A 14,940-nucleotide genomic window follows, 5' to 3' on the forward strand; every position below is an offset into this window, starting at 1 on the left:
ATTATTTCTGATACCAATCGCTTTGTGTGTACACACCCCAGAGATACTGCACAAGCACTAAGCTGACTGCGCTGATAGGTAGTGCAAGCAGTACACCAAAAAAGCCAAACAGTTTTCCAAACAACAGCAACGCAAACAGAACGGCAACAGGGTGCAAGCCAATGCGCTCGCCAACCAGACGGGGGGTAAGTACAAAGCCTTCCAGAAACTGACCTAGCCCATAGACAATCAAGACGCCAATGATTTCATGTTGTGGACCAAACTGCAGCAAGGTTGAAAGCATTGCCAAACTAAAGCCTAGCGTGATGCCAATGTAGGGAATCACAATCATTAAGGCAGTGAAGATACCTAAAGCTACGGCTCCTTTAATGCCGATGATACTCAGGCCGACGCTGTAAAAAACAGACATGATGGAAACCACAATTACCATCCCATTGAGGTATTGCGAGAGCAGACCATCGGTATGCATTGCTAAGTGATGCACTGTTTCTTGGGCGCGCTTAGGCACTGCATTTTTAATGTATTGAAAAAAGGGATTCCAATCCATTAGCAAATAAAACATCACGAACAAAATTAATACTGCATTGACAAAGCCGGTGATCACAGAGCTACCGGACATGAGTACCGTTTCAAATGTGGTGCTCATGAGCGAGTCGGCGTTATCGCTGATGTGTTCTGAAATTTTCTGTGAAGCCGTATTTTTTAAAGTGCCCCAATCCACATTCATATGGAATTCTGCCAACTTAGGCCCTAACCATGCTTGGGTATTGCTAATCCATCCTGGCAGTTGTTCTTTAATTAAGGGGATTTCTGTTTTGAGAAGCCCAATAAATAGGCTCAAGATGGCTACCACCACGCCAAGACCCAGGATTACCGTGAATGCTGCCGCAAGCGGGGCGGGAATTCGGCGTCTGCCCAGCCATAGAAAAGCAGGCCTCAGGATATAGGCTAGGATGAATGCAGCCAGAAAAGGGGTAAAAATTTCAGCCATGACGAGTAATCCTCTAGAATTCAATGATTCTACTGACCCAGCAGCATTTTTTACTAATATTCCAGCCTAGACATGACTTCATCTACTAATTCTTCCTCAAAAGGCCTTTCCTACCGTGACGCAGGCGTCGATATTGATGCCGGAGACGACTTGGTTGATCGCATTAAGCCTTTGGCGAAGAAGACGATGCGAGAGGGCGTTTTAGCCGGAATTGGTGGTTTTGGGGCACTTTTTGAGATTCCTAAGCGTTATCAAGAGCCTGTCTTGGTCTCTGGCACCGATGGTGTTGGTACAAAGCTCCGATTAGCCTTTGAGTGGAATCGTCACGAGACGATTGGCCAGGATTTGGTGGCCATGAGCGTGAATGATATTTTGGTTCAGGGTGCTGAACCACTCTTTTTCCTAGACTACTTTGCCTGTGGCAAGCTCACTGTCGATACCGCAGCTACTGTCGTAGGCGGCATTGCAAAAGGCTGTGAATTGTCTGGCTGTGCTTTGATTGGTGGTGAAACTGCGGAAATGCCTGGCATGTATCCTCCAGGTGAATATGACTTGGCCGGTTTTGCGGTGGGCGCGGTTGAAAAATCCAAAATTATTACTGGCAATAGCATTGTTCCCGGTGACGTTGTTTTGGCAATTGGCTCTAGTGGCGCGCACTCCAATGGTTATTCACTGGTACGCAAAATTATTGAGCGTGCTGGTGCAAAACCCACAGATGACCTAGGCGGTCGTTCATTAGGTGATGTGGTGATGGCCCCAACAGAAATTTATGTCAAGCCGCTACTTAAATTGATCTCTGAGATTGATGTCAAGGGTATGGCTCACATTACAGGCGGTGGCTTGGTAGACAACGTGCCACGTGTACTCCCTGAAAATACTCAAGCAGTATTGCATCGCGATAGCTGGCAAATGCCAGAGCTGTTCCGTTGGTTGCAAATGAAGGGTGGCGTTGCTGATGCAGAGATGGTCCGAGTATTTAACTGCGGTATTGGCATGGTTGTGATTGTTGCTCCAGCCCAAGCTGACGCCGCAATCAAATCATTGACTGCGCAAGGTCTGAAAGCGTGGACTGTTGGTGATGTCGTTGAGCGCCCTCAGGGCGCAGCACAAACAATCGTTATTTAAGTTTCTGACTGACGGTGTGCTTGCAGTAATCGAGCGCTGCTTTTAACTCTGCGGGATTGAAGGGGTCGAAGGTTTTTCTGCCGGAAATTGCGCGCAGCCAAGTCAGTTGTCGTTTACCCAGTTGTCGGGTAGCGGCTAATGCTTTATAGCGCATCTGTTCTGCATCGATTTCTTCATTGAGAAATTCCCAAGCCTGGCGATAGCCTACTGATCGAATAGCGGGTAGATCGGCGTGTAGGTCAGTATTTTTTCGCAAGGCTTTGACCTCATCTAAAAAGCCTGCAGCGAGCATTTCATCAAACCGTTTTTCTAAATTGGTATGTAAGCGTTTGCGGTCACTGGGCTCTAATGAGACTAGATTGATCCAGGGGGGAATCGTAGACCCCTCTCTGCCATCTTCGCTTGGAGAATCTGCGAGTAATGCAGACATCGGTTTACCGGTAATTTCAAAGACCTCTAGCGCGCGCTGTACTCGCTGTGAATCATTGGGCTTTAAGCGCTCTGCTGTTTGGGGGTCTACTTGAGATAGCTTCGCGTGCATCGCGGGCCACCCCAATGCTTTACCTTCTTCATCTAAGCGAGCACGGATCTCGGGATTGGCAGGTGGAAGTGAGGAGAGGCCATATGCCCAAGCTCTCCAATACAACATGGTGCCACCCACCACCACGGGAATATTTCCCCGCTCACGAATTTCTTCACACAGCCTTTTGGCATCTTTAGCAAATCGGGCGGCAGAATAGACTTCAGTCGGCTCGAGAATGTCGATCAAATGATGCACAACAGCAGCTTGCTCTGCTTTAGTGGGTTTAGCGCTGCCGATATCAAGACCGCGATATACCAATGCAGAATCCATGCTGATCAGTTCGATACTCAGGCCAATAGACTTGGCATACTCAGCCAAAGACATGGCGAGATGGGTTTTGCCTGCCCCAGTTGGCCCAACAATACAGAGAATGGGATTTGCTTCTGGCGACTGCATAGGCTGAATGTAGGGTTCAGTTTGCATCCCTCATTATAAGAGCCTGTTAATATCCGCAACAAACCATACCTGAGAGAGTGAGTAGATGGATACCCTTTTGCAAATTAGCGATTTATTGCTTCATATTGATAAACATCTCGATGTGGTGATCTCTCAATATGGGGCTTGGGCCTATGGTCTGCTATTTGCCATTGTGTTTGCTGAAACTGGTTTGGTGGTTGCCCCATTTTTGCCTGGCGACTCACTCTTATTCATTGCTGGCGCCTATTGCGCAACTGAGCACTTCAATCTCTGGACGCTCTCTTTGGGATTATTACTTGCAGCGGTATCAGGCAACACAGTCAATTACTTTATCGGTCGCTGGATTGGTAAGAAAGTATTTAGTAGTCACTCCCGCTGGATTGATCAGGGCGCTTTACTAAAGACACACGCTTTTTATGAAAAGCATGGCGGCAAGACCATCATCGTGGCGCGCTTTCTACCCATCATTAGAACCTTTGCGCCATTTATTGCTGGAGTATCCGAGATGAATTTCTCCCGCTTTCAGTTATTCAATATCACTGGTGCAGTTTTATGGGTATTTGGTTTGGTCGTTGCGGGATATTTCTTTGGCAATATTCCCCTAATTCGCCAAAACCTGAATGTCATTGTGTTGGTTGGCATTGGAGCGGCAGCTATTCCGGTGGTATTGGCTGCAAGCTACAAACTATTTCAGCGCAGCAAAACATAAAGCTAGCAATCTCTACCAGCTCAACGAAGCACTGTATTTTTTAATGTAGCTTGGTTTGGCTCTCGAGGGTGGCGATATGCTCACGAATATCGCTCGCATCTTCCGCCTCGGGCATCTCGCTGAGGTAGCGATGCATATCAGCGATTGCGGGCCGTAGGTATTCCAATTGCGCAAAAATCAAACCCCGATCACGCACTTCCTCAATTGAATCGGGCAGGAGGATAACCAAGCGCTCCTGAATGCCTAGCAGACGCTCCCAGCGCTCATGCTCGGAATAAATCATTTTCAGGTTGCGCAGGAAGCGCGAGAGAATTTCTCTTGAACTAGATGCGCGCAAGAAGACGTTTAGCGGTAGGCTCAACTCCCCGCGATAGCCTTTGGCATCTAGGTAAGGGTCAAGCATCTCCTGCAATTGATTCTTGGAGAGTGATTCACCTGTGAGCGGATCCATGATGACTTCGCCTTGCTGCAAGGAGATGCGCATCATGAAGTGATTTGGGAAAGAAACCCCCCGAATCTTTAAGCCAATTTGCTGACCCAGCTCCATCATCAAAATAGCTAATGAGATTGGGATGCCCCTGCGATTCTCGAGCACATAGTGCAAGTATGAATTTTCGGGAGCATAAAAATCATTTGGATTTGGACCAAAGCCCAATTCGTTATAAAAGAAGTGCTTCAGAATTTGTAAGCGCTGTACTGGAGAAGTATCTGGGGTGATGCGGGTTTTTAATTTGTTGCCAAGTTCGTCAAGCTGATCGAGTACGCCTTGCACGTCTAAATCAGGATAGGCATGTTGTGCTACAGCGATCGCAGCTTCCGTTAATGGAAAGTGCTCGTCTTCAGTAACTAGGGAAGTGAAGTAGTCGAGTTGTTGTGTTGGCATACACCCTATTTTGCATGACGCAAGAATTTTTGCCAGCGAATTCCAACCAAAGCCAGCGAACCAAAGTAAACCATTGCAGCAACTCCAAGCCAAAGGGCAACAAATCCAATGCGTGTCCAAGGCTGTGCTTGTAAAGCAATCCAATTATGTGCATGAGCGGCATAGAAAAGGACTGCGGAGAAGGGAATTAAAGCGAGTAGGAGCTGGCCCAAGTACTTGCTCCATGCGGCGTTCGGTAGGGCGCCACGTCGATTTAGGCCAAGCCACAGTAGGGCTGCGTTTAAGCAGGCACCAGTACCTACCGATAGTGCTAGGCCGGCATGTCCAAACAAGGGCACGAATATCAAGTTCGCCAATTGGGTTGCTACCAGTACGATCAAGCCAATCTTTACTGGCGTACGAATATCTTGACGTGAATAAAACCCGGGTGCCAAAATTTTGACCAAGATCAGGCCAATCAATCCCACGCCGTATGCGGCTAATGCGCGCTGTGTCATCAATACATCTAGGGCATTAAATTTACCGTAGTGATACAGAACAGCGGCCAATGGTTCGCCAAAAATAAAGAGTGCAATGGCCGATGGCGCCGCCAGTAAAAAAGTCAGTTGCAAGCCCCAAACCAAAAGCTCGCCTGCGTGCTCTAAATCATTCTTGGCATTGGCTTTACTTAGGCTTGGTAGGAGCACAGTTCCCAGTGCCACGCCTAAGAGCGCAGTTGGAAACTCCATTAAACGATCGGCATAGGAAAGCCATGACACGCTACCTGCTTGTAAGCGTGAAGCAATATTGGTATTGATGATGAGTGATATTTGTGCAACTGATACTGCAAACACTGCAGGCCCCATCAGTTTTAAAACACGTCTTGCATCGGGATTGGTGACGGCAGCCTTGAGAGCGCCAGGCAACAAACCAATGCGAGGCAAAAGACCCAGACGAGAAAGCGCCGGCACTTGAATGGCGAGCTGCAGAACGCCGCCAAGTAAAACGCCGATGCTCAGGGCGTAAATAGGTTGCTCTAAGTGGGGCGCTAAAAAGATGGCACTAGCGATTAATGCCAGGTTGAGCAAAACAGGGGTAAAGGCGGGGATGGCGAAGCGATGGTAGGTATTTAAGATCCCCGCGGAGAGTGAAACCATCGAGATCAGTCCAATATAGGGGAACATGATGCGGGTCATGACGACGCTAGCCTCGTAGGCTGGCCCACCACTAAAGCCCGTAGCAATGAGCAAAATGAGCAATGGAGCGCCGATAACCCCAAGTGATACCGTTAGCAGTAAAGCCCAAAATAAGAGCGTGGCGACCGCATTAATGAGGATTTTGGCCTTGTTTTGGTCCTGATTGGTAGAAATTTCTCCCAAAATGGGCACAAATGCCTGGGAAAAGGCCCCTTCGGCAAACAGCCGGCGCAGTAAATTGGGTAGCCTAAAAGCCACATTAAAGGCGTCAGTCCACTCTGAGGCCCCGAAACTACGGGCAATCAGGGTCTCCCGCAGCAGGCCCGTAATACGGGACAACATGGTGAAGGAGCTGACCTTGGCGGCGGCAGAAAGCAGGTTCATGAGCCGATTTTCACCTATTTATGGGTGGACTGGGCTTTTTTGCCCCTTTAAGGTAAAATCTTGGGTTTTGGCGAGCTTGCTTATGAATCTGGCAAGTCCGCGAGATTTTTAACTAATCGCATTTTGCAATTTATAGAGGCAAGGTTTAAAGATGGCCAATACAGCACAAGCGCGTAAGCGCGCACGCCAGGCAGTAAAACAAAACGAACACAATTCCAGTTTGCGTTCAAAGCTCCGTACTTCCATCAAGGCAGTTCGTAAGGCGATTGAAACTGGTGATAAAGCAGCAGCGGCAAAAGTATTTACAGCAGCTCAAGCAACAATCGACAAGATTGCTGACAAAAAGATTGCTCACAAAAATACTGCAGCTCGTCAAAAGTCACGTTTGTCTGCAGCTATCAAGGCGATGGCAGCGTAATTTAGTACAGGTTTTAGGCTGGTCGAATAATGCTTTCGACCTAAGCCCGCTCCTCACCAGAGCGGGTTTTTGTTTTTAGGGCTGGGTTTGGTTTTTGGGTTCAAACTCACAGGCCTCTTCAATCGGTAGGCTGTTGTCTTTGGCAAAGTTCATGACAAAGTCGAGCGCTCTTGGATCGAGGTCGCCTAGTCTGGTATCAATAACAACGCATTTCACTTTTGCGATAAGCACTGGTCTGACATAGGGCGAATAAGTGAAGCGGGGGTCTCCAGAATCACCTGGTGGACGGAAAGTAGCCATCACTCCGCACAGACGCTCCGCCCAATCGCTGGGTCGAAATGGTTTGCCAGAAGTGGTAATGCCTTGAATGAAAAGCTTTTTGTGGTTCAAGTTGGCGTTAAGAAGTTCGTAAGAATCAGTATTACTAAGCCCTCTAGCTTAACAGCCTGAGGTGGCCGTAAGATGGCTTTATGTTCTATTTTCGTGCAGTTGAATGATTTAAGAAAAAAATGCAAGCCAAAACTTTAGTAGAAAGCTCAACTATGACGTCTCTGGCAAAGCCTCAGGTGCCTGGACAGGTAAAGCACTACCTGCAGTTTTCCGACCTCACTCGGGAGGAATACGATTACTTACTCAAAAGATCTGCCTGGCTCAAGGCGAAATTCAAAAGTTACGAGACTTGGCATCCCTTGCATGACCGTACTTTGGCCATGATTTTTGAAAAGCATTCCACACGTACCCGCCTATCCTTTGAGGCGGGCATCCACCAGCTCGGTGGTCATGCGGTATACCTGAACACCCGTGACACGCAATTGGGCCGTGGCGAGCCTGTAGAGGACGCTGCGCAGGTGATTTCCAGGATGACTGACATCATCATGATTCGCACCTTTGGTCAGGAGATCATTGAGCGCTTTGCGGCAAATTCGCGTGTGCCCGTCATTAATGGCCTAACGAATGAATACCATCCTTGCCAAGTCTTGGCCGATATCTTTACGTTCGTCGAGGCGCGTGGGCCTATTCAAGGTAAAACAGTAGCCTGGGTGGGTGATGCGAACAATATGGCCTATACCTGGATTCAGGCGGCCGAGTGTTTGGATTTTCAATTGCGCTTCTCTGCACCCAGCGGCTATCAGTTAGATCCCGCCTTGTTGAGCAAGGGAGCGCAACAGCACTTAACGATTTGCGCTAATCCGGAACAGGCTTGTAAAGGCGCTGACCTGGTGACAACTGACGTTTGGACCAGCATGGGTTATGAAGATGAAAATACTTCTCGCATGAACGCGTTTAAAGAGTGGATGGTTGATGAAGAGTTAATGTCTCTGGCCAAGCCTGATGCTTTATTTATGCACTGTTTGCCAGCCCATCGCGGCGAAGAAGTCTCTGCAGGCGTGATTGATGGTCCTCAGAGCATTGTTTGGGAAGAAGCCGAAAATCGTTTGCATGTACAAAAAGCCTTGATGGAGTATTTGCTCTGCGGCCGTTTGGACTGATTGAGCAAGCGCAAGCAATAAAATATTGAGTAATTTACTGAATTAAGTTTTTAATTAATTTTTTGATTGAATAAGAAAACATGTCTGATATTAAAAAAGCCGTACTAGCCTATTCAGGCGGACTCGACACTAGCGTGATCTTGAAGTGGTTACAAGATACCTATGGCTGTGAGATCGTGACCTTTACAGCAGATTTGGGCCAAGGCGAAGAGCTTGAGCCTGCACGTGCTAAGGCCCTGCAGTTCGGTATCAAACCGGAAAATATTTTTATCGATGATTTGCGTGAAGAGTTTGTGCGCGACTTTGTATTCCCTATGTTCCGCGCTAATACAATCTATGAGGGTGAGTATCTATTAGGCACGTCTATTGCCCGCCCTTTGATTGCAAAGCGTCAAATTGAAATTGCGCGTTTTACAGGTGCCGACTCTGTATCGCATGGCGCTACTGGCAAGGGTAATGACCAAGTCCGTTTTGAACTCGGTTACTACGCGCTTGAGCCAGGAATCAAGGTAATTGCTCCATGGCGCGAGTGGGATTTGCTCTCGCGTGAAAAGCTGATGGCCTACGCTGAAAAGCACGGTATTCCAGTTGAGATGAAACATAAACAGGGCGGCTCACCTTATTCAATGGATGCCAACTTATTGCATATCAGCTATGAAGGTCGTCACCTTGAGAACCCAAATGCTGAGGCTGAAGAGTCTATGTGGCGTTGGACAGTATCTCCAGAGAAAGCTCCAGACGCAGCAGAAATTATTGAAATCGAATTTAAGGCTGGTGATCCTGTAGCGATCAACGGTAAAGCCTACAAGCCACATGAATTACTGGCTGAGCTCAATCGCGTTGGCGGTAAGCACGGCATTGGTCGTCTTGACTTGGTTGAAAACCGCTTTGTGGGTATGAAGAGCCGCGGTTGCTATGAAACTCCTGGCGGCACAATTTTGCTCAAGGCGCACCGCGGTATTGAGAGTATTACCCTAGACCGTGAAGTAGCGCATCTGAAGGATGACTTGATGCCACGCTACGCTAGCCTGATCTATAACGGTCTATGGTGGTCTCCAGAGCGTCTCGCTTTGCAAACCTTAATCGATCATACCCAGCAGATGGTTAACGGCGTAGTGCGCTTGAAGCTCTACAAGGGTTCTGTATCCGTGATTTCACGTGATTCAGCCAATACCTTGTTTGACCAAAATATTGCTACCTTTGATGATGATGGCGGCGCTTATAACCAGGCAGATGCTGGTGGGTTTATCAAGCTCAACGCCTTGCGTATGCGTATTGCAGAAATTGCAAAGCGTAAGCGCGTCACCAAATAATCCAAACTAGAACCAAACAAAATAGAAAGAACTCAGATGCAATTTGATCAAGTTTCAGTCGGCAAAAAAGCCAATGTATTTTTTGATGGCAAGTGTATTTCTCATACCGTCACGCTACCCAACGGAGTACGTAAATCTGTTGGCGTCGTATTACCAAGCACCTTGCGTTTTGACCTCAGCACCAAGGAAGTTATGGAAGTAGTCGATGGTGCTGCTTTTGTCAGCATTAATGGCGCACCTGAGCAAGAGTTCAAAGCAGGCCAAAGCTGGGAAGTAGAAAAGGGCGGATATTTCATTATTCGCGCTGAGCAACCAGTGCACTATGTTTGCCACTTTGAATAAGCACTGCATCGCTTAAAGAAAACGCAGACCTCGGTCTGCGTTTTTTATTGGTTCACTTGCTGGGGCTTAATAGGCTTTTGGTAAGCCAGTGATGCTGCTGCCTGGCACGATCACTCTTTCTGAGAACCATTGCTTATTCATTTCTAGCGCGTAACGTACCGCAGCTTTAGGGCAGTGGTTATTGGTAGTTTCAGCTTGCATCTCTTCAATATTCACAATCTTGCCATCGTCTGCAATAAATGCAATGGACAGAGGAATCTTGGTGTTGTTCATCCAGAAGCAATGCCCCGCTTTCTGTTCAAAGATAAACAGCATCCCCGAGTTGCTTGGCATGCTAGTGCGATTCATAAGGCCGACCTCTCTAGCCTTGGGCGTATCTGCTATCTCCGCCTGGATCCGATAGATGCCAGTCTTGAGCTCAACGGTAGGTAAGCCAACATTGACTTGAGCCCATGCAAGGGTGGCGCTGATCAGTAGGCTGATAGCGAATAATTGCTGAAGGAGTTTTCTGTGGATATACATGGTCACTATTTTAAGTGAGGCAATTTCTAGACGAAAAAAAACCCAGGAACAAGTCCTGGGTTTCTCATAATGATCTAAGGACTATTAAGCCGCTTGGATATTGGTAGCTTGCTTGCCTTTAGGACCTTGGGTAATGTCAAACGTTACCTTTTGGTTTTCCTTGAGGGTTTTGAACCCAGGCATAGTAATTGCGCTGAAATGCGCGAACAACTCTTCTTCACCATCATCAGGTTTGATAAAGCCAAAACCTTTTGCATCATTGAACCACTTAACAATTCCGGTCGCCATGCGAACTCCATTACATAAACTTAAAACAACCGTGATGAGGGTAAATACTTTTTAATCAGTCTCAATCCACAACACGCCTAAATAGAACCTCTTTTGAAGCCTACCCCCTGATTGTTTGCCCTTTTTGTAGGGGTGTCAAGGAGTTATATGCACTTACCCCCCAGTAATTACCCCTTTTTTTATCGAAAAATGCCCCAATATGGGTTAAACAGGGGTTTTTGCGTGTTTTTCGCAACAAGACCCCAGTTAAATCAAGTTTAGATATCTGTGTTTAGAATGTTTCTCATGAGTCGCACACCTAAGAATCCCACTACCGGCACCCCTGCCAATCCCTATGTTGAGGACACCCTCCTGCTCGAAAAACAAGTCGAACAGGTCAAGGCTCCATCAATGTACAAAGTTTTGTTATTGAATGACGATTACACGCCGATGGAATTTGTGGTGATGGTGATTCAGGAGTATTTTAATAAGGACCACGAAACAGCAACTCGCATCATGTTGCAGGTTCATTTAGTTGGCAAAGGCGTATGCGGAATATTTACTCGCGATGTCGCTGCAACTAAAGTGCATCAAGTAATCGAATTATCCCGTGAAGCGGGTCACCCACTACAGTGCACTATGGAGGAAGCATGATTGCCCAAGAACTAGAAGTGAGTTTGCATATGGCGTTTGTTGACGCACGGGCATCGCGACATGAATTTATTACGGTCGAGCATTTGCTTGCTGCCTTGCTTGATAACGCTACAGCGGTTGAGGTGCTGAAGGCTTGCGCCGTCAATATCGCAGAGTTACGTACGCAACTCAAAAACTTCATTAACGACAATACCCCAGTGGTACCAGGCAATGATGAGGTCGACACTCAGCCGACGCTGGGATTCCAGCGCGTGATTCAACGTGCCATCATGCATGTGCAGTCCACATCGAATGGCAAGAAAGAAGTGACTGGCGCCAATGTATTGGTTGCGATCTTTGGTGAAAAAGATTCGCACGCTGTGTATTTCTTGCAGCAACAAGGTGTAACCCGTTTAGATGTTGTGAACTTTATTAGCCATGGTGTACGCAAAGATCAAGCGGAGCATGTCAAGCCTGCGGATCCTGCGCAAGAGACTGAAGAGTCTGCATCCTCTGGAAAAGAGAGCCCGCTAGATCAATACACTCAAAATCTCAATGCCATGGCACGCCAAGGCAAGATTGATCCATTGATTGGGCGCGAGAGTGAAGTGGAGCGCGTGATTCAGGTGCTTTGCCGTCGCCGTAAAAATAATCCATTGCTAGTCGGTGAGGCTGGAGTTGGTAAAACCGCAATCGCTGAAGGCCTTGCCTGGAGAATCGTGAAGGGTGACGTACCCGACATTTTGGCTAACGCTACAGTCTATTCACTGGATATGGGTGCTTTGCTTGCTGGCACCAAGTACCGTGGCGACTTTGAGCAGCGTCTCAAGAGCGTCTTGAAGGCACTCAAAGACCATGCGCATGGCGTTTTATTTATCGATGAGATTCATACGCTGATTGGCGCTGGTGCTGCATCTGGTGGAACCTTAGACGCTAGCAATCTGTTGAAGCCTGCCTTATCAAATGGCCAGCTCAAATGCATTGGAGCGACTACCTTTACTGAGTACCGGGGTATTTTTGAAAAAGATGCTGCTTTGTCACGTCGTTTTCAAAAGGTCGATGTGGTTGAGCCAACCGTAGATCAAACAGTACAAATTTTGCGCGGTCTTAAATCTCGCTTTGAAGAGCACCACAGCGTGAAGTATGCTGCCGGCGCATTGGTTGCAGCTGCGGAGCTTTCTGCGCGCTATATCAATGATCGTCATTTGCCCGATAAAGCAATTGACGTAATTGATGAGGCTGGCGCTGCACAGCGCATCTTGCCAAAGTCCAAGCAGAAGAAGACGATTGGTCGCCCTGAGATTGAAGAAATTGTTGCGAAAATCGCGCGCATACCGCCTCAATCCGTGACGGTGGATGATCGCAGTAAATTGCAGACCCTGGATCGCGATATTAAGAGCGTGGTCTTTGGTCAAGATCCTGCGATCGAGGCCTTGGCGAGTGCTATTAAGATGACCCGTGCTGGTCTTGGCAAGATTGATCGTCCGATTGGCTCTTTCTTGTTCTCAGGCCCTACAGGCGTGGGTAAGACTGAGGTTGCCAAGCAGCTTGCATATATCTTGGGTATTGAGCTGTTGCGTTTTGATATGTCTGAATACATGGAACGCCATGCGGTAAGCCGTTTGATTGGCGCGCCTCCAGGTTATGTCGGCTTTGATCAAGGTGGTTTACTTACAGAGGCTGTGAATAAGAAGCCACATTGCGTTCTATTGCTCGATGAGATCGAAAAAGCACATCCAGATATTTTCAATATCCTCTTGCAGGTGATGGACCATGGCACTTTGACGGATAACAATGGTCGTAAGACTGATTTCCGCAATGTGATCATTATCATGACCACCAATGCTGGTGCTGAAGCAATGCAGAAATCCACCATCGGCTTTACCAACGCTCGTGAGTCAGGCGATGAGATGGCCGATATCAAGAAATTCTTCACACCTGAGTTCCGCAATCGCTTGGATGCCATTGTTTCCTTCAAAGCTCTTGATGAAACCATCATCATGCGTGTGGTCGATAAATTCTTGATGCAGTTAGAGGAGCAATTGCATGAGAAGAAAGTGGATGCCACATTCAGCCCGGCTTTACGTGCGCATCTAGCCAAGCATGGTTTCGATCCATTGATGGGTGCTCGCCCTATGCAGCGCATCATCCAAGACACCGTGCGCAAAGCGCTTGCCGACGAGTTACTCTTTGGTAAGTTGGCTCAAGGTGGGCATGTAGATGTTGATATTGACGAAGAGGGTAAAGTACAGCTCAACTTCGAAGCTCCAAAACTACCTGGGAAAGCTGCCAAGATTGATATAGCTCCAGCAGAAGAAATTTAATTAGCGATTTACCAACAAAAGGAAAATATGTCTCATCATCACGATAAATTACTCGAAGCTTTTGAAACTTATAAAGCGGAAAATGAAAAGTTCCAGGGCAAAGGAATTAAAGCTTCTGCTGCACGCGCTCGCAAAGCCCTCCAAGAAATTGCTGGTTCATGCAAAGAGCGCCGTAAAGAAATTACCGCTGAAAAAGAGTCTCGCGAGGGTGCTGGTGCAGGAATGTCGCAAGATGCTGCCCGTCACGCGCATGTTCGCAAGTAATCTAGTTTAAGATTCTGATGAAATAAAAAGGCCACCCTTGGGTGGCTTTTTTATTGAGTGAGATTTAGGCCCTCTGTCGATTCATAAATAATGCGTTGCATTCACTTTCGAGAATCCCACCCAATAGTTGGGTTTGACTAAAACCGCTACCTTGATTCATCTGATTGGCGCTGAAAGAAAAAATATCGATTCCAGATGCCTGAATTGTCTTGGCTGAGCTTCCATAGACAACCCCACCAATACCAGCCCAAATCAAAGCGCTCATGCACATGGGGCAAGGCTCGCCCGTTGTGTATAGGATGCAATCTCCCCAGTTTTTATTTCCTTGTTGGCTAACATAGTCGTTGATACAAACCATTTCTCCATGAAGAACGGGATTTTGAAAGGTTTGATTAACTCCCTTGCCGAGAATGGTTCCAGATACAGAGTTGGTAATCACTGCGCCAAAGGGGTAAGCCGCATTTTGTCTGCCCATCGCAATCGCTGTTCGCATTGCTAGTTCATGTTGCTTCCTGGGAATAGATGCAAGATCGGTTTTGGCAATCGCGCTACGACCCAGGCTTGCAAGCCCAATGCCGCATAGACAAATTAAAGCATGGCGGCGATTCATCATTTAGGCTCTGCCAGTGCTGCCAAAACCACCAGCGCCGCGACTGCTTTCTGTAAATTCTTCTACTACCTTCAGTTCTACTTGCTGCACGGGCATCACAACCAATTGCGCTAAGCGTTCCATTGGCTCAAGCTTAAATGGGGTGGAGCCGCGGTTCCAGGTGCTCACCATCAACTGACCTTGATAGTCTGAGTCAATCAGGCCCACTAAGTTGCCCAGGACAATCCCGTGCTTATGACCTAGGCCTGAGCGTGGCAGGATAAAAGCGGCATAACGCGGATCTTCGACGTAGATTGCTAAACCTGTGGGCACTAATACAGTTTGCCCTGGAGCAATTTCAATGGCTTGATCAATGCAGGCACGCAAATCAAGACCTGCGCTACCCGGAGTGCCATAGCTTGGTAACTGATCGCGCATACGTTCATCGAGAATTTTGACTTGAAGTGCTTGCATGAATGTTCCTAAAACGGGGAAATAGAAATCGAGAGAC

The 14,940-nt window shown here is 47.5% G+C and carries 18 protein-coding genes; 9 read left to right on the forward strand and 9 right to left on the reverse strand.

Annotation, left to right across the window (positions count from 1 at the left end; genetic code table 11):
• Window position 1: 1 nt before the first annotated feature.
• On the reverse strand, window positions 2-991 hold the full coding sequence (locus ICN24_RS09275) for an AI-2E family transporter (protein WP_216223289.1): 990 nt from the start codon (window positions 989-991) through the stop codon (window positions 2-4).
• A gap of 72 nt (window positions 992-1,063) precedes the next feature.
• On the opposite strand from ICN24_RS09275, the gene purM reads away from it, so the two are divergent.
• A complete protein-coding gene (gene purM / locus ICN24_RS09280) occupies window positions 1,064-2,116 on the forward strand; it encodes a phosphoribosylformylglycinamidine cyclo-ligase (protein WP_216223291.1) in 1,053 nt (350 codons plus the stop codon).
• On the opposite strand, the gene miaA is transcribed toward purM, so the two are convergent.
• Window positions 2,109-3,122, reverse strand: a complete 1,014-nt coding sequence (gene miaA, locus ICN24_RS09285) for a tRNA (adenosine(37)-N6)-dimethylallyltransferase MiaA (protein WP_216223299.1) — start codon at window positions 3,120-3,122, stop codon at window positions 2,109-2,111. The genes purM and miaA overlap by 8 nt on opposite strands.
• A 58-nt stretch (window positions 3,123-3,180) precedes the next feature.
• Here miaA and ICN24_RS09290 point away from each other — a divergent pair, with 58 nt between their 5' ends.
• Window positions 3,181-3,825 (forward strand): VTT domain-containing protein, encoded by a 645-nt coding sequence (locus ICN24_RS09290; protein ID WP_216223301.1) that lies wholly within the window; start codon window positions 3,181-3,183, stop codon window positions 3,823-3,825.
• Between the two features lie 40 nt (window positions 3,826-3,865).
• Here the strand turns inward: ICN24_RS09290 and ICN24_RS09295 are convergent, their stop codons facing one another.
• Together ICN24_RS09295 and murJ are read right to left on the reverse strand one after the other, a co-directional pair.
• Window positions 3,866-4,708, reverse strand: coding sequence for a SirB1 family protein (locus ICN24_RS09295; RefSeq protein WP_216223305.1), 843 nt, complete (start codon window positions 4,706-4,708; stop codon window positions 3,866-3,868).
• 5 nt (window positions 4,709-4,713) lie between these two features.
• Window positions 4,714-6,267 carry a murein biosynthesis integral membrane protein MurJ gene (gene murJ, locus ICN24_RS09300; protein ID WP_216223307.1) on the reverse strand — a complete coding sequence of 518 codons (1,554 nt, stop codon included), beginning with the start codon at window positions 6,265-6,267 and terminating at the stop codon, window positions 4,714-4,716.
• Window positions 6,268-6,418: 151 nt separating this feature from the next.
• On the opposite strand from murJ, the gene rpsT reads away from it, so the two are divergent.
• Window positions 6,419-6,685: a 30S ribosomal protein S20 gene (rpsT, locus tag ICN24_RS09305; protein ID WP_128112660.1), complete on the forward strand. Its 267-nt coding sequence runs from the start codon at window positions 6,419-6,421 to the stop codon at window positions 6,683-6,685.
• A 75-nt stretch (window positions 6,686-6,760) separates the two neighbouring features.
• Here the strand turns inward: rpsT and ICN24_RS09310 are convergent, their stop codons facing one another.
• Window positions 6,761-7,075, reverse strand: coding sequence for a DUF3579 domain-containing protein (locus ICN24_RS09310; protein WP_216223308.1), 315 nt, complete (start codon window positions 7,073-7,075; stop codon window positions 6,761-6,763).
• A gap of 152 nt (window positions 7,076-7,227) precedes the next feature.
• Between ICN24_RS09310 and argF the strand changes: the two genes are divergently transcribed.
• From argF to ICN24_RS09325, 3 genes are all read left to right on the forward strand, one after another.
• Window positions 7,228-8,175: an ornithine carbamoyltransferase gene (gene argF, locus ICN24_RS09315; protein WP_216223310.1), complete on the forward strand. Its 948-nt coding sequence runs from the start codon at window positions 7,228-7,230 to the stop codon at window positions 8,173-8,175.
• 80 nt (window positions 8,176-8,255) lie between these two features.
• Entirely contained in the window at window positions 8,256-9,488 is a 1,233-nt protein-coding gene (locus tag ICN24_RS09320; protein WP_216223313.1) for an argininosuccinate synthase, read from the forward strand.
• A 36-nt stretch (window positions 9,489-9,524) separates the two neighbouring features.
• Window positions 9,525-9,830 (forward strand): pyrimidine/purine nucleoside phosphorylase, encoded by a 306-nt coding sequence (locus ICN24_RS09325; protein WP_216223315.1) that lies wholly within the window; start codon window positions 9,525-9,527, stop codon window positions 9,828-9,830.
• A gap of 66 nt (window positions 9,831-9,896) precedes the next feature.
• On the opposite strand, the gene ICN24_RS09330 is transcribed toward ICN24_RS09325, so the two are convergent.
• Both ICN24_RS09330 and ICN24_RS09335 read right to left on the reverse strand, forming a co-directional pair.
• Window positions 9,897-10,352 carry a DUF192 domain-containing protein gene (locus ICN24_RS09330; protein ID WP_216223317.1) on the reverse strand — a complete coding sequence of 152 codons (456 nt, stop codon included), beginning with the start codon at window positions 10,350-10,352 and terminating at the stop codon, window positions 9,897-9,899.
• Window positions 10,353-10,436: 84 nt separating this feature from the next.
• The gene (locus ICN24_RS09335) at window positions 10,437-10,640 is read right to left on the reverse strand and encodes a cold-shock protein (protein ID WP_011903586.1); all 204 of its coding nucleotides are present in this window, start codon (window positions 10,638-10,640) and stop codon (window positions 10,437-10,439) included.
• A 276-nt stretch (window positions 10,641-10,916) separates the two neighbouring features.
• Between ICN24_RS09335 and clpS the strand changes: the two genes are divergently transcribed.
• The 3 genes from clpS to ICN24_RS09350 are packed head-to-tail and all read left to right on the forward strand — an operon-like array spanning window position 10,917 to window position 13,840.
• Window positions 10,917-11,273, forward strand: a complete 357-nt coding sequence (clpS, locus tag ICN24_RS09340) for an ATP-dependent Clp protease adapter ClpS (RefSeq protein ID WP_255532651.1) — start codon at window positions 10,917-10,919, stop codon at window positions 11,271-11,273.
• The gene (clpA, locus tag ICN24_RS09345; protein ID WP_216223325.1) at window positions 11,270-13,576 is read left to right on the forward strand and encodes an ATP-dependent Clp protease ATP-binding subunit ClpA; all 2,307 of its coding nucleotides are present in this window, start codon (window positions 11,270-11,272) and stop codon (window positions 13,574-13,576) included. The genes clpS and clpA overlap by 4 nt, the downstream gene beginning before the upstream one ends.
• A 27-nt stretch (window positions 13,577-13,603) precedes the next feature.
• A complete protein-coding gene (locus ICN24_RS09350; protein ID WP_216223327.1) occupies window positions 13,604-13,840 on the forward strand; it encodes a hypothetical protein in 237 nt (78 codons plus the stop codon).
• A 64-nt stretch (window positions 13,841-13,904) separates the two neighbouring features.
• On the opposite strand, the gene ICN24_RS09355 is transcribed toward ICN24_RS09350, so the two are convergent.
• Both ICN24_RS09355 and dut read right to left on the reverse strand, forming a co-directional pair.
• The gene (locus ICN24_RS09355) at window positions 13,905-14,453 is read right to left on the reverse strand and encodes a nucleoside deaminase (RefSeq protein ID WP_216223331.1); all 549 of its coding nucleotides are present in this window, start codon (window positions 14,451-14,453) and stop codon (window positions 13,905-13,907) included.
• A complete protein-coding gene (dut, locus tag ICN24_RS09360; RefSeq protein WP_216223332.1) occupies window positions 14,454-14,903 on the reverse strand; it encodes a dUTP diphosphatase in 450 nt (149 codons plus the stop codon).
• Window positions 14,904-14,940 lie beyond the last annotated feature (37 nt).

This window comes from Polynucleobacter sp. UK-Kesae-W10, from assembly GCF_018881575.1.
In the GTDB taxonomy this organism is placed as follows: Bacteria; Pseudomonadota; Gammaproteobacteria; order Burkholderiales; family Burkholderiaceae; genus Polynucleobacter.